At 31.2% G+C, this 20,474-nt stretch carries 22 protein-coding genes and 1 tRNA gene; 12 read left to right on the top strand and 11 right to left on the bottom strand.

Translation table 11 applies throughout. From position 1 onward, the window contains the following. From BMY33_RS10675 to BMY33_RS10710, 8 genes are all read left to right on the top strand, one after another. Window positions 1–239, top strand: a 239-nt coding sequence (locus BMY33_RS10675; protein ID WP_139195634.1) for a type IX secretion system membrane protein PorP/SprF, incomplete at its 5' end; no start/stop codon positions are given. Between the two features lie 80 nt (window positions 240–319). Further along, window positions 320–2,278 carry an OmpA family protein gene (locus BMY33_RS10680; RefSeq protein ID WP_091408204.1) on the top strand — a complete coding sequence of 653 codons (1,959 nt, stop codon included), beginning with the start codon at window positions 320–322 and terminating at the stop codon, window positions 2,276–2,278. A 169-nt stretch (window positions 2,279–2,447) separates the two neighbouring features. Further along, complete coding sequence (gene idi / locus BMY33_RS10685) at window positions 2,448–2,966, top strand: isopentenyl-diphosphate Delta-isomerase (RefSeq protein ID WP_091409436.1); 519 nt, start codon at window positions 2,448–2,450, stop codon at window positions 2,964–2,966. After that, on the top strand, window positions 2,963–3,373 hold the full coding sequence (locus BMY33_RS10690) for a 6-pyruvoyl trahydropterin synthase family protein (protein WP_091408206.1): 411 nt from the start codon (window positions 2,963–2,965) through the stop codon (window positions 3,371–3,373). The genes idi and BMY33_RS10690 overlap by 4 nt, the downstream gene beginning before the upstream one ends. 8 nt (window positions 3,374–3,381) lie before the next feature. After that, window positions 3,382–3,843, top strand: a complete 462-nt coding sequence (locus tag BMY33_RS10695; RefSeq protein ID WP_091408207.1) for a peroxiredoxin — start codon at window positions 3,382–3,384, stop codon at window positions 3,841–3,843. Then, window positions 3,836–4,813: a type I phosphomannose isomerase catalytic subunit gene (locus BMY33_RS10700; protein ID WP_091408209.1), complete on the top strand. Its 978-nt coding sequence runs from the start codon at window positions 3,836–3,838 to the stop codon at window positions 4,811–4,813. The genes BMY33_RS10695 and BMY33_RS10700 overlap by 8 nt, the downstream gene beginning before the upstream one ends. A gap of 59 nt (window positions 4,814–4,872) precedes the next feature. Then, window positions 4,873–5,139 carry a hypothetical protein gene (locus BMY33_RS10705; protein WP_091408211.1) on the top strand — a complete coding sequence of 89 codons (267 nt, stop codon included), beginning with the start codon at window positions 4,873–4,875 and terminating at the stop codon, window positions 5,137–5,139. Window positions 5,140–5,196: 57 nt separating this feature from the next. Beyond that, a tRNA-Thr gene (locus tag BMY33_RS10710) sits at window positions 5,197–5,270 on the top strand. A 111-nt stretch (window positions 5,271–5,381) separates the two neighbouring features. On the opposite strand, the gene BMY33_RS10715 is transcribed toward BMY33_RS10710, so the two are convergent. The 6 genes from BMY33_RS10715 to BMY33_RS10740 all read right to left on the bottom strand — a co-directional run bounded on the left by BMY33_RS10715 (window position 5,382) and on the right by BMY33_RS10740 (window position 11,610). Further along, window positions 5,382–5,627 carry a hypothetical protein gene (locus BMY33_RS10715; RefSeq protein WP_091408212.1) on the bottom strand — a complete coding sequence of 82 codons (246 nt, stop codon included), beginning with the start codon at window positions 5,625–5,627 and terminating at the stop codon, window positions 5,382–5,384. A 126-nt stretch (window positions 5,628–5,753) separates the two neighbouring features. Further along, window positions 5,754–6,488 carry a DUF4369 domain-containing protein gene (locus tag BMY33_RS10720; protein ID WP_091408214.1) on the bottom strand — a complete coding sequence of 245 codons (735 nt, stop codon included), beginning with the start codon at window positions 6,486–6,488 and terminating at the stop codon, window positions 5,754–5,756. 60 nt (window positions 6,489–6,548) lie between these two features. Further along, complete coding sequence (locus tag BMY33_RS10725; RefSeq protein WP_091408215.1) at window positions 6,549–7,853, bottom strand: DUF819 family protein; 1,305 nt, start codon at window positions 7,851–7,853, stop codon at window positions 6,549–6,551. Window positions 7,854–7,930: 77 nt separating this feature from the next. Continuing rightward, complete coding sequence (locus BMY33_RS10730) at window positions 7,931–9,826, bottom strand: M61 family metallopeptidase (protein WP_091408217.1); 1,896 nt, start codon at window positions 9,824–9,826, stop codon at window positions 7,931–7,933. 5 nt (window positions 9,827–9,831) lie between these two features. Continuing rightward, complete coding sequence (locus BMY33_RS10735) at window positions 9,832–10,638, bottom strand: Cof-type HAD-IIB family hydrolase (protein WP_091408219.1); 807 nt, start codon at window positions 10,636–10,638, stop codon at window positions 9,832–9,834. A gap of 36 nt (window positions 10,639–10,674) precedes the next feature. Continuing rightward, complete coding sequence (locus tag BMY33_RS10740) at window positions 10,675–11,610, bottom strand: alpha/beta hydrolase (RefSeq protein WP_091408221.1); 936 nt, start codon at window positions 11,608–11,610, stop codon at window positions 10,675–10,677. A gap of 155 nt (window positions 11,611–11,765) precedes the next feature. Between BMY33_RS10740 and BMY33_RS10745 the strand changes: the two genes are divergently transcribed. Beyond that, the gene (locus BMY33_RS10745; protein WP_091408223.1) at window positions 11,766–12,548 is read left to right on the top strand and encodes a S1/P1 nuclease; all 783 of its coding nucleotides are present in this window, start codon (window positions 11,766–11,768) and stop codon (window positions 12,546–12,548) included. 15 nt (window positions 12,549–12,563) lie between these two features. Here the strand turns inward: BMY33_RS10745 and BMY33_RS10750 are convergent, their stop codons facing one another. Beyond that, window positions 12,564–13,424 carry a helix-turn-helix domain-containing protein gene (locus BMY33_RS10750; RefSeq protein WP_139195635.1) on the bottom strand — a complete coding sequence of 287 codons (861 nt, stop codon included), beginning with the start codon at window positions 13,422–13,424 and terminating at the stop codon, window positions 12,564–12,566. A 208-nt stretch (window positions 13,425–13,632) separates the two neighbouring features. Between BMY33_RS10750 and BMY33_RS10755 the strand changes: the two genes are divergently transcribed. Beyond that, on the top strand, window positions 13,633–14,046 hold the full coding sequence (locus BMY33_RS10755; RefSeq protein ID WP_091408226.1) for a hypothetical protein: 414 nt from the start codon (window positions 13,633–13,635) through the stop codon (window positions 14,044–14,046). 31 nt (window positions 14,047–14,077) lie between these two features. On the opposite strand, the gene BMY33_RS10760 is transcribed toward BMY33_RS10755, so the two are convergent. Genes BMY33_RS10760 through BMY33_RS10770 form a run of 3 tightly spaced genes read right to left on the bottom strand, consistent with a single transcriptional unit; the run spans window position 14,078 to window position 15,501 of the window. Then, the gene (locus BMY33_RS10760; RefSeq protein ID WP_244543006.1) at window positions 14,078–14,680 is read right to left on the bottom strand and encodes an alpha-ketoglutarate-dependent dioxygenase AlkB family protein; all 603 of its coding nucleotides are present in this window, start codon (window positions 14,678–14,680) and stop codon (window positions 14,078–14,080) included. A 12-nt stretch (window positions 14,681–14,692) separates the two neighbouring features. Beyond that, window positions 14,693–15,040 carry a DoxX family protein gene (locus BMY33_RS10765; protein WP_091408227.1) on the bottom strand — a complete coding sequence of 116 codons (348 nt, stop codon included), beginning with the start codon at window positions 15,038–15,040 and terminating at the stop codon, window positions 14,693–14,695. Beyond that, entirely contained in the window at window positions 15,040–15,501 is a 462-nt protein-coding gene (locus tag BMY33_RS10770; protein ID WP_211482388.1) for a hypothetical protein, read from the bottom strand. Before BMY33_RS10770 ends, BMY33_RS10765 begins: the two co-directional genes overlap by 1 nt. Window positions 15,502–15,792: 291 nt before the next feature. On the opposite strand from BMY33_RS10770, the gene BMY33_RS23455 reads away from it, so the two are divergent. Further along, complete coding sequence (locus BMY33_RS23455; RefSeq protein WP_170837058.1) at window positions 15,793–17,013, top strand: M12 family metallopeptidase; 1,221 nt, start codon at window positions 15,793–15,795, stop codon at window positions 17,011–17,013. A gap of 76 nt (window positions 17,014–17,089) precedes the next feature. On the opposite strand, the gene BMY33_RS10780 is transcribed toward BMY33_RS23455, so the two are convergent. Beyond that, complete coding sequence (locus BMY33_RS10780) at window positions 17,090–17,938, bottom strand: DUF6503 family protein (RefSeq protein WP_091408229.1); 849 nt, start codon at window positions 17,936–17,938, stop codon at window positions 17,090–17,092. Between the two features lie 234 nt (window positions 17,939–18,172). Here BMY33_RS10780 and BMY33_RS10785 point away from each other — a divergent pair, with 234 nt between their 5' ends. Then, entirely contained in the window at window positions 18,173–20,461 is a 2,289-nt protein-coding gene (locus tag BMY33_RS10785) for a S9 family peptidase (RefSeq protein ID WP_244543019.1), read from the top strand. The last annotated feature ends 13 nt before the right edge of the window (window positions 20,462–20,474 follow it).

Consider the following 20,474-nt stretch of genomic DNA (forward strand, 5'->3'; position numbering starts at 1 on the left):
TGTCAGCAAACTTTCTTTTATATGATAAGTTAACATTAGGAGTAGGATATAGATGGAGTGCAGCGTTTAGTGCTATGGCTGGATTCCAAGTGTCTGATTCTTTAATGATAGGATTTGCATATGACAAAGAATCTACAGAATTAGGTAGAACTCAGTTCAATGATGGAAGTTACGAAGTTATGTTGCGTTTTGAGTTATTCAGAAAGTACAACAGAATGTTAACACCACGTTTCTTTTAGAAAATATATGTGGTTTTTCTAGTTAGCTGCTAGAATTTAAATAAGTTATTTTTATATAATAAAATTATAGCCAAAATAAAATGAAGAGATTATTACACAATTTATTATTTGTTTTTATTGGGTTTTTCTTTGTAAGTACGGTATTCTCTCAAGATAGAAAACTGAAAACTGCTCAGAACCAATATGACAAATATGAATATATTAATGCGCAAGAAACGTATCTAAAAGTAGTTAAGAAAGGATACAAAAGCGCTGATCTTTATAAGAACCTAGGAAATAGCTATTATTTTAATAGTCAATTTGAAGAAGCTTCTAAATGGTATGAAGAATTGGTGAATTCTTATCCAAGTGAGGTAGAGCCTGAATATTATTTTAGATATGCTCAGACTTTAAAGTCTGTAGGAAGATATGATGATGCTGATGTGTATATGAATAAGTTTGTAGAAGCTAGTTCAGATGATCAAAGAGCACAATTATTTGAAGAAGAGCCTAATTATCTTAAAAGAATAGATTTCCAGTCAGGAAGGTTCGAAATAGAGAATTCTTCTATTAATTCTTCATACACTGATTTCGGTTCCGCTTTTTTCGGTAGGTTTATTGTTTTTAGTTCTTCTAGGGATACTCTTTTATTTAAGAAAAGTGTGCATCAATGGAATGAAGAGCCATTTTTAGATCTATATAGAGCAGAATATAATCCTACTAATGGAGAACTTTCCGAAATTGAAAAATTTGATAGTAAGATAAATAGCAAGTTTCATGAGTCGACACCTATTTTTTCAAAAGATGGAAATACAGTTTACTTTACTAGAAATAACTATGATGGTAGAAAGTATGGTAGTGATAAGAAAGGAACTAATCGATTAAAGATTTATCGTTCTTATAAGAATACTCAAGGTGGTTGGACAACTCCACAAAATTTACCTTTTAATAGTGATCAGTATTCTACAGCACATCCAACATTAAGTTTAGATGAGAAAACCTTATATTTTTCATCCGATATGCCAGGAGGAGAAGGTCAGTCAGATATTTATGAAATAGCAATTAATTCTGATGGAAGTTTTGGGGAGCCAAAGAATTTAGGAAATAGAATTAACACAGAAGGAAAAGAAACTTTCCCTTTTGTTAGCATTAACAATGATTTATACTTTGCTTCTGATGGTCATATTGGACTAGGTGGTTTAGATGTTTATGTAACTCGATTAAACCCACAAACAGATGAAGAAAAGTTAATTGTTAATATCGGAAAGCCCGTAAATAGTCCAGATGATGACTTTGCCTTTATTGTAGATGACGAATCTAAAAGAGGGTATTTTTCTTCAAACAGAGAAGGAGGAAGAGGGAAAGATGATATTTATAGCTTCTTGCAGTTAGAAGACCTTAAAAGCTTTTGTGAGATCACTATCACAGGTGTCGTGAAAGATAAGGATACTCAAGAATTATTAGCAGGAGCAAAAGTTTCAATATATGATAGCAGTAATAATTTATTAGAGAGTTTTACGGTTGGGGATGATGCATCATATACCCATATAGTTAAATGTAGCTCTAAATACTTCGTACGTGCAGAAAAAGAAGAGTATCTAACCTTAGAAAAGCTAGTGAGTACTCCAGGGAAGACCGAAACTTTAGATGTACCATTATTGTTAGAGAAGAAGATCAAAACAGCTAATGTTGGAGATGACTTAGCAAAAGTATTATCTCTAAATCCTATTTACTTTGATTTTGATCAACATTACATTCGTCCTGATGCTGCTATTGAGTTAGCAAAAGTAATCGAAGTAATGAATCAGTATCCTGATATGAAAATTGATGTAAGATCCCATACAGATAGTCATGGAAATGATGATTATAACCTCTGGTTATCTGATGAGAGAGCAAAATCTACAGTAAAATATATGGTTGCTAAGGGTATTTCTGCTGATAGATTGACTAGTAAAGGATACGGAGAAACACAACCAGTGAATGAATGTGGAAATGATTCTAATTGTAAAAAATCAGAATATCAGTTAAATAGACGAAGCGAATTTATAATCGTTAAGTAATATATATCATATAGATTAATAATAAACCGTTATTATTTAAGAAAAAAACACCTTACTCTTGCTAAGGTGTTTTTTATTGAATGGATAAACAATTCTTTATTTTATGTCAAAAAAAGCATAGATTATGAATTGCTATTACGATTTCGTAGCTTTGAAGCAATACAAAGCAATGAAAGAAGAAAAAGTCATTTTAGTAAACGAAAATGATGAGCAAATCGGGTTAATGCCTAAGCTTGAAGCACACGAAAAAGCAATATTACATAGAGCATTTTCCGTATTTATTCTTAATGATCAAAAAGAATTAATGTTGCAACAAAGAGCTCATCATAAGTATCATTCACCAGGTTTATGGACAAATACTTGTTGTAGTCATCAACGAGAAGGAGAAAGTAATATAGAAGCTGGAACGAGAAGATTAGAGGAAGAAATGGGATTTACTACGCCTCTTAAAGAAACAATATCATTCATATATAAGGCACCTTTTGATAATGGGCTAACAGAACATGAATTGGATCATGTATTAGTTGGTCAGTATGAAGAGAAACCTGTTATTAATCCTGAAGAAGTTTCGGATTGGAAATGGATGCCTATTGAGGATGTAAGAAAGGATATAATGAATAACCCCGATCTTTATACAGCCTGGTTTAAGATTATTTTTGATAAATTTTATGAACACATCGCAATATGAGAATAAAAGCTTGTAGAAAAGCGCATTTTAATGCTGCGCATAGGTTGTATAGAAAAGATTGGAGTGACGAAAAAAATACTCAAATTTTTGGAAAATGTAGTAATCCAAGATATCACGGGCATAACTATGAGTTGGATGTAGCGGTTATAGGTGATGTAGATCCAGAAACAGGTTTTTTGATAGACTTAAAGATTTTGAAAGATTATATTAAGTCTGAAGTTGAAGATTATATGGATCATAAAAACCTTAATGAAGAGGTTGAAGAATTCAAAAAATTAAATCCAACAGCGGAAAATATCGCTATTGTAATTTGGAATAGACTCCGTAAAAAGCTAGATTTAAGGTATGATATCGAAGTTACATTATTCGAAACTCCACGGAACTATGTAATATATGATGGTAAATAGAATCATTTATGGCTTTAGAAATAGGCGGTAAAATTCCCCAATTCACAGCAATTAAAGATGATGGTAATGATTTTCACAGCGTTGATTATGTTGGTAAAATCCCATTGGTAATTTATTTTTATCCCAAAAATTTTACTCCAGGTTGTATAAAAGAAGCTTGTGACTTTAGAGATAGTTACGAAGATTTTAAAAAAGAAGGAGTAGAAGTTATAGGTATAAGTTCAGATAATGTTAAATCTCACGAAAGATTTAAAAACAAGTACAGTTTGCCTTTCATTTTTTTATCAGATAGTAATGGTAGCTTAAGAAAGCTTTTTGGTGTTAAATCTGGTTTATTTGGTGTATTACCTGGAAGAGAAACATACGTTATAGATAAAGAAGGTGTAATTAGGCTAAAATTTAATAGTGTTAATGCATCCAAACATTTAAAACAAGCCATTAAAACGGTCAAAGAAATAATGAATGAGTAGTGATTCACTTTACATACTAAAGTTTCAACCTATCTTGAAAGAAAAAATATGGGGAGGCTCTAAATTAAATAATCTTCTTGGAAAAAAACCAAAAGGTTCTTTCATAGGAGAAAGTTGGGAAATAAGTGATGTAGAAGGTGATTGTTCGATTGTAGTTAATGGAGAGTTTGAAGGAAAGACATTAAAAGAACTTTTGACTAGTTATCAGCACAAATTAATAGGGAAAAAGAACTTCGATAGATTTGGTGCTAAATTTCCTTTATTAATTAAGTTTATTGATGCTAAACAGGATTTATCTGTACAATTACATCCTGGTGATGAAATAGCAAGGAAAAAACATAATTCATTAGGTAAGACCGAAATGTGGTATATTACTCAGGCAGATAAAGATGCAAATATCATTATAGGCTTTAATCAAGAAGTAGGCCCTGAGTTATATGAAAAACATGTTGCTAATAAGACAATCAAAGATATTTTACATTATGAATCAGTTGCAGAAGGAGATACATTTTTTGTGTATTCTGGATTGATACATGCTATAGGAAAAGGAGTTCTTTTGGCAGAAATTCAACAAACTTCTGATATCACTTACAGAGTTTATGATTGGGATCGTAAAGATTCAGAGGGTAATTATAGAGAGTTACATCAACAAGACGCTCTAGAGGCTATAGATTTTAGTGACAATTCCGATTATAAAGTTCAGTATAACTTAGAAAGAAATCAAGTAACAAACTTAGTGGAGTGTCCGCACTTTATTACCAATTTAGTAGCGGTCGATGAAGAAGTTTCTTTGTCACATAAAAAATTAGATTCTTTTGTAATATATATGTGTGTAGAAGGAAAAGCAGAAATAATACACGGAGAGCAAAAGGTTAATGTTACTTATGGAGAAACAATTTTGGTTCCAGCTTCTATACAAGGCGTGAAGGCGATTTCAGCAGGTGCAAAACTTTTACAAGTATATATTTAAAAGTAAAACCGTTTGATAAATGGTTTAAAAGACTAATTTTGCATAAAATATTTTAGAAAATGGCAAATAAAAGAAATCTTAAGAAAGATATTAACTACGTATTAGGCGATATCATCGAGGAAGTATACATCTGGGAGGAAAATAACCCAGATAAAGATAAAAAGGCAGGAGAAGTAATTATTGATGAGGCTATCAACTCTTTTGACGCTTTTATGGTAAGAGTTAGTGATCGTAATGTAGAAAATGCAGCAAAACATTTTAAGTCTATCAAAGAAGATTTAGAAAAAACAGCAAAGTCTTTAGCTGAAAAAGTAAATTCATTATAATTTTTTTAAAAAAGTATTTGCAAATATCATTACAGAAATTATATTTGCAACCGCTTTGCCGATGTAGCTCAGCTGGCTAGAGCAGCTGATTTGTAATCAGCAGGTCGTGGGTTCGAGTCCCTCCATCGGCTCTTAAAAGTGTAAAATCCTGATTTCGAAAGAAATCAGGATTTTTTTTGATATAAATTCATGAAATGATGACTTGAATATGTCTCTTCATCAATTTTTAAAATATAAATACGTTAAATACAACAATTGTAATATGGGTAACTTGGAGTATTTGGATTAGCAGGATGGAAGTAACATCCAGGGATATAAGTTGCACCACATTCAGGGTTATTAACTAAATCAGTGGTTGTACAACAAGATAATGCTGGATTACAGCATCCACCACCTCCAGAACCAGGACGTCCTCCTCCAGAAATACCTTTTTGTTCTTTTCTATTAAGTTGTTGAGCCCCTTTTAAATTTAAAATTTTTTTTAACATAATTGAAGTTTAAAGAGTTAATTGTGAGTCAATTAAGTTAATGAAAATTGTTTTAAGTCGAATATGGGATTACTATTAATATTATACTGATAAACTGTAGTAGTAATTGCTTTTCTAAGATTAAATCTAATTATCTTTTTTTATTCTATCTGCTTCTTTAGTTTTTCGTTCTAGTAGGTAATCTGTAAGTTGTTTTCCATAAATGGATTTTTTAACTCTTGGAGATAATGATTTTACCACAGTATCTAAATATTTAATATTAGCGTCAAAAACTTCGTTAAGAGTTATGTATGGAGCTACTTCAAGTTTTCTATTATTAATAGCAAAATTAATAGTGTACAAATACTTTTGTCTCAATAGGTTTTTATAGGCGATATCATTTTCAGCTAATTTTTCTTCGTCATTTTGCTTTTTAGCTTCATAATCTTCCTTTATAATTCTCAGATTTCTCTCCTTGAATCTTTTGTTCATTTTGTTATACTCAATCAACTTAGTTTGGTTTTTACCTCCAGCAATTATTGCATCTTTCTCAAAACCATTTAACGAAGTATTGATCGTAATTTCTCCTGGCTCCGCAAAAAAATCAATACGATCATTAAATTGAGTTCCATCGTGTTTATCTAGAAATAAATAGTGAATTTCAGGTTCTTGAACAGTAGTTTGAAATGAAAATAATGGATCTCCATCGATAACCAATGAATCTAAATTTATTAAAACAGTGTCTTGTATCTTTTGAAGGTACAAAGTTCCTTTTTTAAGCCCTTTTACAGTTCCATTTATAGAAACATTTCCTTCTTTCTTTGGAGTACTACAACTTAGTATTAGAATAGATAAAAATAATATGGTGAAAAATCGTTGCATTGATGGTTTTTTAATTTTGAAAAAATGGAGTACAAAGATGCTATAATTTAGATTGAAAAACTAACTTCCCGAGGCAATTTGCATTAATATTGTACATAGAATTGCGCCATAGGTTCCTACTACATAACCAAACACAGCTAAGAGTACTCCAACGGTAGCTAAGGATGGATGAAATGCTGCTGCAACGACAGGTGCCGATGCTGCTCCACCTACATTAGCTTGACTACCTACAGCAAGGAAAAAGTAAGGAGCCTTAATTAGTTTAGCAACACCAATTAGAAGAATTGCATGTATAGTCATCCATACAAGTCCAATTGCAATTAATCCAGGGTTTTCTAAGATCATCTTTAAATCCATCTTCATTCCAATGGTTGCGACTAGAATATAAATAAAAATGCTACCAATTTTACTAGCACCCGCTCCTTCATATTTTTTAGCTTTAGTATAGGATAATAAAATTCCAATAAAAGTAGCTATGGTGATCATCCAGAAAAATTGAGAGGTAAATGAAGATAAGGCAGAACTTTTGTCATTAAATACTTCAAAATTGTTAGATAAAAAACTCGACATTCCATTTGCTCCCCAATGTGCCAAGCCTACTGTGGTAAAAGCAATGGAAAGCATGATGATATAATCGGTTAAGGTCGGATTTCTGTTTACACTTTCTGCATAAGCAGATACTTTTTCTTTAAGAGATTCAATCGCACTACTATCAGCTTTTAACCATTTGTCAATTTTAGCGCTTTTTCCAATACCAATTAACAAGATAGCCATCCAAAGGTTTGCCACAACAATATCAACTAAAACCATACCTCCATATTTATCTGGATTGTATTCATAAATTTCTAACATGGCTGCTTGATTGGCTCCACCACCAATCCAACTTCCTGCTAGTGTAGATAATCCTCTCCAAACAGCATCAAATCCTGCACCTCCAACAGTTTCAGGAGAAATTAAAGAGATTAATAAAATAGCTATTGGTCCTCCGATTATGATACCAATAGTTCCAGTAGCGAACATAATTAATGCTTTTGGCCCTAAATTAAATATTGCTTTTAAATCAATGCTAAGTGTCATTAATACCAAAGAAGCGGGTAATAAGTATCTGCTGGCTATATAATATACGCTAGAAGATTTTTCTATAATCTCTCCGTTGGTATCTAATTCTTTCCATTCTGGTGATATAATTCCTAAGGAATTAAATATTGCAGGTAGTAAATAACAAAGTAATAACGCGGGAACGAATTTATAGAACCCCTGCCAAAAACTTGTTTTGATTGATGATGTGTAAAAAACAAGACCTAAGCATAGCATTAGAATTCCAAAAACAATAGTGTCATTGGTAAAAAAAGGAGCATTTTCCATAGTGTGAGTTCATTATATTATGAGATGCCCTGCAAAATACAATTTTTGGATTAAAACAAAATTAACTTCTTAATGAGTTAGTCATTAATCCAACTCTTTAGTATTGCTATTTGTTTTTCTGTTGCATTGGGGTTTTGCTTAAGTACTACTTTTTCCACTGCGGGAGCAATTACTTTAGATGCGAGTTTTAATATATTTTGATCACGTTCAATAATAAAAACGATATCATCACCAATGTTCCATTTATTAGAATCACTAAAAAGATCATAAATATTTTTAATTGTATATGTCTTACTATTTATACTTAGTAAAATATCTCCTCTTTTTATACCTACTTCTTTTAGAAAATTATTACGCTCTGCACCAGCTGTAAAGACAACCTTTTTAGTAGTTTCAGAGCCTTTGATGAAAGGTTCTTGTTCATATATAAAATATTCAGAAGGGATTTCTATAGTATTGTATATCAAACCGGCCTTTTCCAAATAATATCCATAGTCAATAGGAGTATTATTTATTACATGAGACTTTAGAAAATCCGCCACTTCCGGATATGAGACTTCTTTTATTACATTTATCAACTCCTCATCCTTAAAAGGATTTTCACTCCCAAATCTACCAGACAATCCTTTTATAAGATCAACAATACCATAAGCTCCACTGCTTTTTTCGTGCATAATAATATCAATGCACATGGAAATAAGAGCTCCTTTTTCATATACATTACCATAATTTTCTAAATATGGTTCTTGTAGTATATTTTTGCTCATTTCTGTAAAAGAAAAACTCTGATCGAAACTTTTGGAATGATCTATTTTTTCTAAAATTCTTTCAAAAAAATCTTCTTTTCCAATAAGAGCTTGATTAATCTGAAATAATAAAGAAAAATACTCTGTAGTACCTTCATATAACCATAAATGCTTTGACATTTTTGGATTGTTGTAGTCAAAATCATGAATTTCTTCAGAATGTATGCTTAATGGAGTTACGATATGAAAAAATTCATGCGAAACTACATCTATCAATGATTCATTTAGTTTTTGTAAAGGAATTGATTCAGGAAGCACAACAACCGTAGAAGTGTTATGTTCTAAGGCTCCAAAACCTTTTGCATCATCACTTTTAGAAGAAGAAAGGTATAATAAAACACTATATTTTTTGGTGGTGTTAATGTATCCTAAAAAGTTTTTTTGCGCTCTAATCATTCGCTCCATTTGGGGCATTAATTGCGCTGCACGATGAAGTTTACTAGGAGAATAAACGCTAAGCAAAACTTCAATTTCATTAATGTTAAAAGTTACTTTATCAGGAATGGAGTACATTATTGGAGAATCTGCTAAATCTGCATATCTGTTAAAAATGAAGACATCCGTATCATATAAAGCTCCAATTTCAGGTTCTTTTGGTAAATACTCGGATAAAGAAGTCGAGGCTTCCATATCTATAGGGTGTTTAATAAATAGATTATATTTTTTTTCCTTCATGTTATCAAAATACCCTACGAAAGCATATAAATTAAGAACAAAGTTTTTGTTTTGTAAAATATTTGTTCCTGTTGGAGAAAAAACTTGATGACTCTCCTCGGTGTCAAAAGTGTCGTTAACTAAATAGGTTAGTGAACTTAATTTTCTTGCATTATTTATTTTCCAGCGATTATCACCGTGTTTTTGTACACTTAACTCATTTCCTTCAGTGTCAAAAGCTTTAAACTTTTCTATGTATTTTCCATAATTGTTGTTCTGATATGTACCAGGAACTATTTTTGGCAGAAAATAACTGATAGTATCTGTAGTTACATTATTGAAACGTAATTCTACTTTTATTTTATCATCTATAATGTTTACTAAATCTAAAGATGCAATAATGGGAGTAGTATCTACTTTTACTGCAGATTCAGTAGACTTACAGCCTATTAAAGAATTAGATATAAAAATGTAAAGGATTAGGGTTCTAATCAGATTAATTTTTCTTAGCACAAGTATTAGATATTGTTTTTAATATATGTAGCGACACCATCTTCTTTTCCTGGGAGGGTTACTACATCAGCAATTTTTAAGGTTTCAGGCTTAGCATTGGCAACAGCTACTCCGGTACCAACCGCATTTATCATAGCAATATCGTTATAATTATCGCCAAAAGCTACTGCTTCTGATAGAGAAATGTTATAATGGCTATTAAGTAGTAATTCTATAGCAGTTAATTTCGAAATACTTTTATGAGCAATTTCGATATACGTAGGCTTTGATCTATATAAATGTAGTTTTTCGCTAAAATGTGTTTCTAAAAAATTAAAAGCTTCATCAATATGTTTTTCATCTCCCATGCACATGATCTTATGAGCTCCTTTATTTTCTGCTTTCCATTCTTCAATAACTATTTTAGCTGATTTTACTACAGGAGTAACTTTAGTGTTTTGAGATTCTCTATTTGCCCAAAAATCCATTTCTGGAACAAACCAATCATCATTATGATATAAGCTTATATGAAATGAATTGTTAGTATTAAAGTTACTAAGTTCTTGTATAATATCTGGATGTATGAAAGTAGAATGGATTGGTTTTTTATCGACTAATATTAGACCTCCATTATAACAGATTAATGGGAGATGTGTAATACCCAATTCTTCTTGAAGATGAACCATCGCGCTAGGCATACGCGAAGAGATTAATATAACAGGAACAGTATCTTTTATTCGTTTTATTTCTGAAATAGTGAAATCAGAAAGCTCTCTTTCCGAATTAAGTAGCGTTCCATCTATATCAGAAAATACAATACGATGTGAATTCAATTAAATAAGGTTAGGGTTAGTACTTCTTTTAATTAGTTACTTTTTTACGAAGTTAACAATACTAGTGGTAACTTCTGGCATAATTTTAAGCCAGTATTCGTTGTAGGATTTATGATTTTCTAATCTGCTGCCTTTTATCTCTCTAAGTATATGATTCATGTTTTCTATGATTACATACTCGGCATTCGGGACAGCTTCTTTTAATTTTTCTGCTTCAGAAACTTCTACTTGCAAATCTTTATCACCTTGTAATACTAAAATAGGGATATTTAAGTCTTTTATTTCTTCAGATGGTGTGTACTTAATCCAAGATTTCATAAAAGGTTGTAGTTTATAACCAAAAATAGATTCTAACGCAGGATCATAATTCATTGCTCTTCCTTTTTCTTTTAAATCAGCAAAAGCTACTGCAGCACTTTTATCTAATCCAGGAGCTTGTTTTTCTAATTGTTGGATTACAATTTGATCCACTGATTGCGCATTTCCAGCTATTGATATAAACCCGTCAACATTTCCCTTGGCAGCCATAATTCCTATTAAAGAACCTTGCCCATGACCTGCTAAAACAACTTTTGTGTAGTTTCCGTTTTCCTTAAAATACGTAACTATTGATTTTGCATCTTGAATAAAATGTTCTAATAAAATTTCGTGTTCTCTAATTCCAACAGCATCAATTTTGAAGAGCCTTTTATCGTAACGATAAGAAGCTACACCTTTTTTTGCTAATTCTATCGCTAATAATTTGAAAGCATCATTTTTAGACATTCTGTCATTACCCTCTCTATTGATAGCTCCAGAATCCATGATAAAAATAATAAGAGGAACACTGTCATCAGAGTATGGGGTAGTTAATGTACCTTCTATAAGGCGATTAACTCTAACAGTTGCAGAATTATATTCCTTTTCTTCTTTTTCTTGAGCTAAACACAATGTTGTAAAAGCAATTAGAAAAATTGAAAATCGTATCTTCATATATAATGGGGTTTATAGGGTATGTCTTTAATCAAACGATAAATATGCTGCCATATTTTTAATCTAAAATCTTTTAGTAAAATAACATTGTTAAAAATAACATTTAATGATTCACTAACATACCCTTTTTTATCTTTGCTTCAAAATTTATACTAATGATTACTCGATACATTACATTTTTCTTATTACTTGTTATTTCTTTTAATGGATTTTCTTTCAATGACGACTGGGGCAAAACAGGTCATAGAGTTACAGGAGAGATAGCTGATAATTTTCTTACGGAAAAAGCTAAAAGGAATATTACAAATCTTCTAAAAGGTAAAGGGTTGGCTTTTGTTTCAATTTATGCTGATGAAATAAAAAGTGATGATCGTTATAGAGGATATAGTCCTTGGCATTATGTGAATTTTTCTTTTGATAAAAAATATGGAGAAGAAACTCCTAGTGAACGAGGAGATTTAGTTCAAGGGATTCAAAAATGTATAGAAATTTTGAAAAGTGATGATTCATCCCAGGAAGATAAAGAGTTTCATCTTAAAATGTTAGTCCATTTTATTGGAGATCTACATCAACCATTACATGTAGGAAGAGGAGAAGATAAAGGAGGGAATGATATTCAGGTGCGTTGGTTTAGAGAAGGATCTAACTTACACAGAGTTTGGGATAGTGAGATGCTTGATTATTATGGAATGAGTTATACCGAATTAGCTAATAATGCAGACGAATTATCTTTGTCAGAAATAGAAGCAATAGAAAAAGGAGAAGTATTGGATTGGATTTACGAATCACAAAACTTGGCAAAAAAAGTATACGCTTCTGCTAATGTAGGAGAGAAATTAGGCTATAAATATATGTATAACTATTTTCCAACTGTAAGAGCTCAATTACAAAAGGGAGGAATACGTTTAGCTAAAATATTAAATGATATTTTTGGGTAAAATTGAATTTAGAATTTACTTATTCACGGCAAGATCCTTTCGATACTGTTTAGGAGACATTGAGAAATACTTTTTAAATGTCTTAGTAAGATGACTCTCATCGGTATACCCTAATTGATAAGCAATTTCTGCGATCGTAAATTCTGTATTTTGTAATCTATATTCTACTAATTTCATTTTGTATTTAGTTACATATTGATGTATAGATTCTCCAGTTGCTTTTTTGAAATAACTACTTATTGAACTTTGAGACATATTGAACTTATTGGCCATATAACTAATCTTGGTAAGATCATTGTCATATACATTCTGTCGTATATGGCCAAGTATCTGATCTATTCTAGAATCATTTATGGAGACATTTCTATTATGAGAACTATATTTGTCAGAAATATTACGAACAATGATGCTTAGTATAGTACTAATTGCATTAGAAATAATTTCTTGATAATATATCTTTTCATTTTTAAACTCCTCCATAACAACGTTATGGATATCCCAAATAATACTTCGGTCATCTTCGTGTGAAATCACATCACCTGGAATAATATTAGGGTGATGTAGTAATTGTTCAATTCTTTGTAACCAATATTTCCTATCGGGTAAGTTGACTTTACTAGAAAATAAAAGTTCTGTGAATTTAAAGTGGGTAAAACCAGAATGTTTTTCTATTTCAAAATGATGTGTGTCTTCAGGAGCAAGTAGAAAAATATCGTTTTTTCTATAGCGAAAACGAATGCCATTAATCGTGTGATAACCACTTCCTTTTTCTACAAAAATAATCTCGAAATAATTGTGATTATGAGGTTCCGCTTCCCATTTATCAAATGAATATTGATGTACAACAAAGGTCTCGTGTAAGGTATAACGATTCATAATCAATTTTTTCTTTTGTTTTAAAGTTACAAAAATAAAATCAAACGCAATAACTGTTTTGTACAAGTGTTTTTCGGTTTTTTTGATTGATTCGCTTGATATTTAGTTAGTTATGTTTTAAAAGTACAAGTTGTTCCTGTAATTCTACAAGTAAATAGTGGACAACATTTTATAGTTTTGCCCCGCGAATTTTTAACACAAATCAGCAATGAAATTTAGGGTTTACTTATACACAGCAGTAAGAATACTGTTTGGGGCTTTTTTAGTATTACATAGTACCTATAATGTAATTATTTATTCAGAGTTTCTGAAAGAAATTGATACGTACTTTTTGAAATCAACTGTATTCAAATATGATTTGATCGAAGCATTAGCTCCGTTAGTTCCTTTTGAAGAGTTTATTATAGGAATGTTCTTAATTCTTGGTTATTACACGAAAGAGGTATTGATAAGTGGATCTATTTTGTTCTTATTTTTATCGTTGTTTTTATTGGATGCTAATTCTACAGAGTTATCGATGATACATCTTAGTTTTTTTATACTCACTTTAATATTATGGAAAAAAGATAATTATAATCTAAAATCTGTAGATTATGCTAGACATGTAGACTTGATCATATAAGTATCTATCTTTTGTTCTTTTACAGGAGATTTTAATTAATTATCCGAAAGGTAAGATTAACACGTGGATTTTTGATTTTTTTTGATTTGGGCAATTGATGTAGCCAGTTCTCTTGTGTTTTTCCGCGCATTATAAGCAAACTACCATGCTGTAATAAAAGTTTTTGCTTTAGTTCTTTAGTTTTATGTTTAAAATGAAACCATCTTTCTTCTCCAAAGCTTACAGAAGCTATTATAGGTTCAGGACCAAGTTCTTTTTCATTATCAGAATGCCAGCCATTGCTGTCTTGACCGTCTCGATACAGATTTAGTAAACAGGTAGTAAATATCTCGGAACTTATATGATCTACTTTTTTTTTAATCTTCGATAATTCATCCGTAAATACATGAGGCTGCATTGTAATGTTAGAGTAAGTATAAGTGTTTTTATTACTGGAGTAGAGCGCTGTTAGACGAGGTTGCTTATGAACTTTTCCAAATACTTTTATATCATCTTGTTGCCACTGAATAGACTTTTTTAGTATATCAAACAATTGATCGGCCTCAGTTTTTTCAAAAAAAAAGGGAAAATAAGATACATCAGCATCTGGCATTTTTAATTGAATATTCTGGTTTTGAGAAGTAAATAGATCCAATAGTGTTGTTGTTTAAAAGTATAATTGTGCCCAATATATCAAACCGAATTGGAGTAATATTCTAAAAATAAGAACTGATTTAGGGAGATTTAAACTCGCTTTTTTATTAATAAGCATATGTATATGAACAGGAAAAAAGACAACCAACATACCTATAATAGCCCAAATTGAAAAAAACCTTGTCTGTACAAACAAAATACCTATACCAGCCATGATTTCAGCAATACCACTTAGGTATACTAGCTGTTTGTGATATGGAATATACAAAGGCATGATTCTGATAAATGCCTTTGGTTTGATAAGATGAAAAACACCGGCAATTATAAAAACACCGGATAAAATATATAAATGCCAATTCATTAAATTCCTGTAGTTTTTTCTTTACCAGCAGTGCTAAGAGCAAACCCTTTACTTCGGGTCATTTTTTTAATAAAACTTACTTTTCTAAAACGTAATGCACTCCAATCTTCATCAATAGCTACTTGTCTAACAGGTTCTAAATTGTAATCACCTAAAACTCCCCATCCATTATCTCTCGTGATTTCAGAGTTATACTTTTTAGAACTTTTTTTAGGGTATGCAAACCATAGAACAGCGTCACCAACCAATTTGGGATAGATAGTTTCTATTCGGTTTTCGATTTGTTTCTTTTCCTTAACAAAAACTATTGCAAAATCGACCTCAGATACTTGTATTAAAGATTCTTTTACAAGAATATCTTTTAAACAATTTAATTCTTTACAAAATCCTTCAGGCTCATTTAATATTAGTATTTCATCAAGTGATGGCGGAAGTTGTAATTTTTTAAATAAAGAAGTCATGAGTTAGGATTTTAGTTGGATACTCTGTGTTTACTACAAGATACAAAAAAATGAGCAAGTATATTATATTTTAATGTAATCCTTAGGGTAAGATGATTTAATCATAAGATCCTATAATAAAGTATTATAAATACTGATTTTATCAAGTCTTCGTTAGACCCGTGTAAAACGAATACTTTTTTATACCACTCGTTTTTTTACAGTTTTATGGCACTTAGTATTTTCTGTAAAGTAAAAAGGAAAGTAATGATTAATATAGTATTGCTTTTAAAACTTACACAAACCTGTATTATGAAGAATAATTTTAAAATTCTCAAGCCTTTTTTGTTTGGGCTAATGATAAGTGTGCTATTAATATCCTGTGAATCGCAGGAGTTAGAGTCCAATAATCAACAAGAAACATATGATGATTTTGTATTGGAACAGGCATATCCAGATGAGACTGGAGAATTATTCAGAATAACTCTAAATGGAGAGGAAATAGATGTAGAAAGTATCAATAAATATTACATCTTAGAAGGAGATATTAAAATAGAACTATCTGATACGAATAAGGGAGTGGGAAGAACAGGAGGGAGATGGCCAAATAACATTGTGCATTATTCTATTGAAAATGGAATGCCTAACCAATCAAGAATTACAAATGCTATAGCTCATTGGGAGTCTAAAACAGCGCTTAGATTTGAACCACGTACCAATCAATCTAGTTATGTGTATTTCAAGAATGGATCTGGTTGTTCTTCATATGTGGGCCGTATTGGTGGTCGTCAAGATATTACTTTAGCAAATGGATGTTCAACAGGGAATACAATTCATGAAATTGGTCATGCAATTGGTTTGTGGCATGAACAAAGTAGAAAAGATAGAGATCAGTACATAAAAGTATTATTCGAAAATATTCAAAATGGTAAAGATTTTAATTTTAAAACTTATATAGAACAAGGTCAAGATGGAAATGAATATACTTCTAGTCTGGATCTAGGAAGTATTATGATGTACGGATCATATGCTTTTTCTAAAAATGGACAACCTACAATAACTCGTGTTAATGGAAATACCTATAATGCGCAACGTAATGGCTTGTCTGATAGCGATGTATTAGGTATAAATAAAATGTATCCTCCAGTTGTTTCCGATAACATAATTGAGCTGAAAGGAAATAATGATAAATATGTCAGTAGTGAAAACGGAGGTAAACCAATGAACTGTAATCGAACAACTGCACAAGGGTGGGAAAAGTTTGAAGTAATAACATTAAGTGGTGGAAAAGTAGCACTTAAAGGAAACAATGGTAAATATGTAAGTAGTGAGAATGGTACTAGTTCTATTACTTGTAGTAGAGCTCAAATTGGCTCTTGGGAACAATTTACACTTGTGAGTAGAGGAGGAAATAAATACGCCTTAAAAGGTAATAATAATAAATATGTTAGCTCAGAAAATGGTGCTAAACCAATGACGTGCAATAGGGCATCAATAGGGAACTGGGAGGAATTCGTAATTTCGGGATTGTAAACTTTACTGAAGTTGTGAATTAAAAAAGACCGCTATTATAGCGGTCTTTTATTTTTTACTTAATTACTGAATTTTTTTAGTCAATAATTTTAGAGTTTTCAGGATCATCAAATAACGCTCCTTCATTTTCTAAAAATGTAATATCACTAATAGTGGCTTCACCTAATTTATCAGTCATTCCTTTTTCTGAAGTCCAGCCATAAAACTCCCATTTCGTTGCAAAAGGAATAGAATCTACGGCAGTAAACTCTTTATAATGAATGGCGTGAGGATCTGATTCTGCTTTAGAAGTATTCCCTTCACTTCCATAAGTGACTATATAAGCAGCAGCTTGTAGTGATTTAGCAACAGGATCAGCATAAATTACATACCAATCATCAGGAGCATCTCCTGTTCCTTCTTCAAAAGTAAGCTTGGCAGTGCTATGCAGAACATTATTAAGAGTTCTATCATCTTGCATTTCCCACTTAGTACCTGGGTCACTCAATTTATATGGTAACCCAAAGAAATAAGTCCAAGTGAACATATCAAAACGTGCCCCTTTATCATTGGCATCAGCTGGACAGAGATATACATTTTCTCCATCATAGATAAGTTTACTTTCATCTTTTTTATCAATTCTTATTTTCGAAGAATTAGTAAGCATGGTGACTTTACCTTCTAAATGTTCTTGTCCATTAAAAATAATTTTTATGTAAAAACTAACAGCTTTGTGCCGTAAGAACTCTTCTTTTTTATGTGCTTTTTCTATACTCTTAATAAAATGATCAGAGATTGATAAAGCTCCATCTCCAATTCCGCCATTTGGTTCTACAGGAATTGCATCTTTGTTCTCAGTAATTTCAGGTTTTACATTTTCATCTTTTTTATTTTGATTACAACTTAATATAGAGATAGTTAATAATACTACTAAAATTCTTTTCATAATGAGGGTTATTTGTGTTAATGAACTAAAATACTAAAAGGATAATTAGTGATATAATCTTTATGAAAATTGTAACAGATGGAAGATTTAATTAAGCTACAATTGTGAAATCTTATTTGTTAAATGCGAGAAATATTGTAACAAAAATTGAATATCGATTACTAATTCCATAGATATCTACATAATTTACATCAATCTAAATAAAATCAGATGAAACATTTATTAAAATCATTTATGGGGGCATTCATAGTATTACTATGTTCGTCATTTACCCAAATTTATGGACAAGAAGTAATAGGTACGTGGAAAGGGAAATTATCTGTACAAGGTACAGAAATGCCTCTAATATTTCATATAGAGGGAAATGAAGGGGATTTATCTTCTAAAATGGATAGTCCAACTCAAGGCGCAACTGGAATTTCTATGGATGTTACAGTTTTTGAAAACAATCAATTAACTTTGAAATTTAAACAAGCAGGGATCAAGTATGTGGCATCTCTAGAAAATAATAAATTAACAGGAACTTTTTATCAAGGCGGAATGGAACTACCATTAGAAATGGAAAAATCAGAAAAAACAATACCAGGGAATCCAGCACTGGTTTCTTCTGATACAGAATTAGAGAAAATAGCAAGTTTGGATCAAGGTGATTATAAATATTCTGTAGAAGATTATTTTGCAAGACCAAAAGCAAGAAGTTTTCAATTTTCTCCAAACGGAAAATATCTTTCTTATAGAGAGAAAGATGAGAATAGTAAAAACCACGTATATGTTAAGGAAATAGCAACAGATAAGGTAACTCGAGTAATAGAAGAAAAAGAAGAACTAATTCGTGGATATGGTTGGGCTAATAATGAACGACTGGTATATGTAATGGATAAAGGAGGGAATGAAGATTACCATCTTTTTGCCGCAAATATAGACGGGACAGATCAGAAAGAACTGACTCCTTATGATGGAGTGCAAGTAAATATCTTGGAAGGTTTAAAAGAAGATGAGAATCATATGATCATCTCTATGAACAAAAACAATAAACAGATTTTTGAGCCATATAAGATTAATATTATTACTGGAGAAATTAAGCAATTGTTTAAAAATGAGGATGCCGCTAACCCTATCTCAGGTTATAACTTCGATAAAGATGGTAACCTTAGAGGATATGGTAAAATTAGAGATGGAGTGAATATTGACTTTTATTATGCGAAAGAAGAAGGTAAATATGAAGTAATCAAAAAAATGAATTGGAAAGACACTTTCTCAATTTTAAATTATGATTACTCAACAGAAAACCCTCATGATGCATATGTTGTATCTAATTTGGATTCTGATAAATCACAGATTTACTTATATGATTTAAAAGCTGATAAAGTAATCAAAAAATTATTCTCTAATGATAAGTACGATGTTTCTAATTTATCATTATCAAGAAAAAGAGGATATGAATTAGATTACTTTTCATATCAAGGAGAAAAAAGGGTGATAATTCCAGTAAGTGATTATTATAAGAAACTGCATGAAAGAATTTCTAAAGAATTTCCTGATCATCAATATTCAATAGCTGGAAAAACGGATGAAGAGGATAAGTATTTGATCTTTTTTCAGAGTGATAAATTATACGGAGTGTATTACTCTTATGATGCTAAAAAAGATGAATTTAAGTTACTGTATAATTTAATGCCGCAACTTAAGGAGAATGATATGGCAGAGATGCGCCCAATTACCTTCAAAAGTAGAGATGGATTAACGATACATGGATACATTACTTTGCCTAAAGAAGTTAAAAAAGGTGAGAAAGTACCATTGATTGTAAACCCACATGGTGGACCACAGGGAATAAGAGATTCTTGGGGATTCAATCCGGAATCACAACTGTTTGCTAGTAGAGGATATGCTACGCTTCAAGTAAACTTTAGAATTTCTGGAGGATACGGTCGAGAATTCTTAGAAACTGGATTCAAACAAATTGGAAGAAAAGCAATGGATGATGTAGAAGATGGATTACAATATGTAATTGATCAAGGTTGGGTAGATAAAGATAAAGTAGCAATCTATGGTGGTAGTCACGGTGGATATGCTGTACTGAGAGGATTAACTAAAACACCTGATCTTTATGCTTGTGGAGTTGATTATGTAGGAGTATCTAATCTATTTACTTTTATGAAAACAATTCCTCCATATTGGAAGCCTTATTTAAAAATTATAAAAGAGATATGGTATGACGAAGATGTAGCAGAAGAAAAGGCTATTATGGAAGAAGTTTCGCCGGTATATCAAATAGATAAGATTAAGAAACCATTATTTGTAGTACAAGGAGCAAATGATCCTCGTGTTAATATTGATGAGTCTGATCAAATTGTAAAAGCGCTAAGAGAAAAAGGGTTTGATGTTCCCTATATGGTAAAATATGATGAGGGTCATGGTTTTGCTAAGGAAGAAAACTCTGTAGCAATGTATAAAGCAATGATGGGGTTCTATGCAAAACACATTGGGAAAAAGAAAACTACAAAACCTGTTAAAGGATAATTTTAATTAGATT

The organism is Aquimarina amphilecti, from assembly GCF_900109375.1.
GTDB classification, from domain to species: Bacteria; Bacteroidota; Bacteroidia; order Flavobacteriales; family Flavobacteriaceae; genus Aquimarina; species Aquimarina amphilecti.

Excerpts from the sequence above, each read along its gene's own strand:
- BMY33_RS10680 (WP_091408204.1), top strand. The coding sequence starts at position 320 with ATGAAGAGATTATTACACAATTTATTATTTGTTTTTATTGGGTTTTTC.
- idi (WP_091409436.1), top strand. The coding sequence starts at position 2,448 with ATGAAAGAAGAAAAAGTCATTTTAGTAAACGAAAATGATGAGCAAATC.
- BMY33_RS10690 (WP_091408206.1), top strand. The coding sequence starts at position 2,963 with ATGAGAATAAAAGCTTGTAGAAAAGCGCATTTTAATGCTGCGCATAGG.
- BMY33_RS10695 (WP_091408207.1), top strand. The coding sequence starts at position 3,382 with ATGGCTTTAGAAATAGGCGGTAAAATTCCCCAATTCACAGCAATTAAA.
- BMY33_RS10700 (WP_091408209.1), top strand. The coding sequence starts at position 3,836 with ATGAGTAGTGATTCACTTTACATACTAAAGTTTCAACCTATCTTGAAA.
- BMY33_RS10705 (WP_091408211.1), top strand. The coding sequence starts at position 4,873 with ATGGCAAATAAAAGAAATCTTAAGAAAGATATTAACTACGTATTAGGC.
- BMY33_RS10715 (WP_091408212.1), bottom strand. The coding sequence starts at position 5,627 with ATGTTAAAAAAAATTTTAAATTTAAAAGGGGCTCAACAACTTAATAGA.
- BMY33_RS10720 (WP_091408214.1), bottom strand. The coding sequence starts at position 6,488 with ATGCAACGATTTTTCACCATATTATTTTTATCTATTCTAATACTAAGT.
- BMY33_RS10725 (WP_091408215.1), bottom strand. The coding sequence starts at position 7,853 with ATGGAAAATGCTCCTTTTTTTACCAATGACACTATTGTTTTTGGAATT.
- BMY33_RS10740 (WP_091408221.1), bottom strand. The coding sequence starts at position 11,610 with ATGAAGATACGATTTTCAATTTTTCTAATTGCTTTTACAACATTGTGT.
- BMY33_RS10745 (WP_091408223.1), top strand. The coding sequence starts at position 11,766 with ATGATTACTCGATACATTACATTTTTCTTATTACTTGTTATTTCTTTT.
- BMY33_RS10750 (WP_139195635.1), bottom strand. The coding sequence starts at position 13,424 with ATGAATCGTTATACCTTACACGAGACCTTTGTTGTACATCAATATTCA.
- BMY33_RS10755 (WP_091408226.1), top strand. The coding sequence starts at position 13,633 with ATGAAATTTAGGGTTTACTTATACACAGCAGTAAGAATACTGTTTGGG.
- BMY33_RS10765 (WP_091408227.1), bottom strand. The coding sequence starts at position 15,040 with ATGAATTGGCATTTATATATTTTATCCGGTGTTTTTATAATTGCCGGT.
- BMY33_RS10770 (WP_211482388.1), bottom strand. The coding sequence starts at position 15,501 with ATGACTTCTTTATTTAAAAAATTACAACTTCCGCCATCACTTGATGAA.
- BMY33_RS23455 (WP_170837058.1), top strand. The coding sequence starts at position 15,793 with ATGAAGAATAATTTTAAAATTCTCAAGCCTTTTTTGTTTGGGCTAATG.
- BMY33_RS10780 (WP_091408229.1), bottom strand. The coding sequence starts at position 17,938 with ATGAAAAGAATTTTAGTAGTATTATTAACTATCTCTATATTAAGTTGT.
- BMY33_RS10785 (WP_244543019.1), top strand. The coding sequence starts at position 18,173 with ATGGGGGCATTCATAGTATTACTATGTTCGTCATTTACCCAAATTTAT.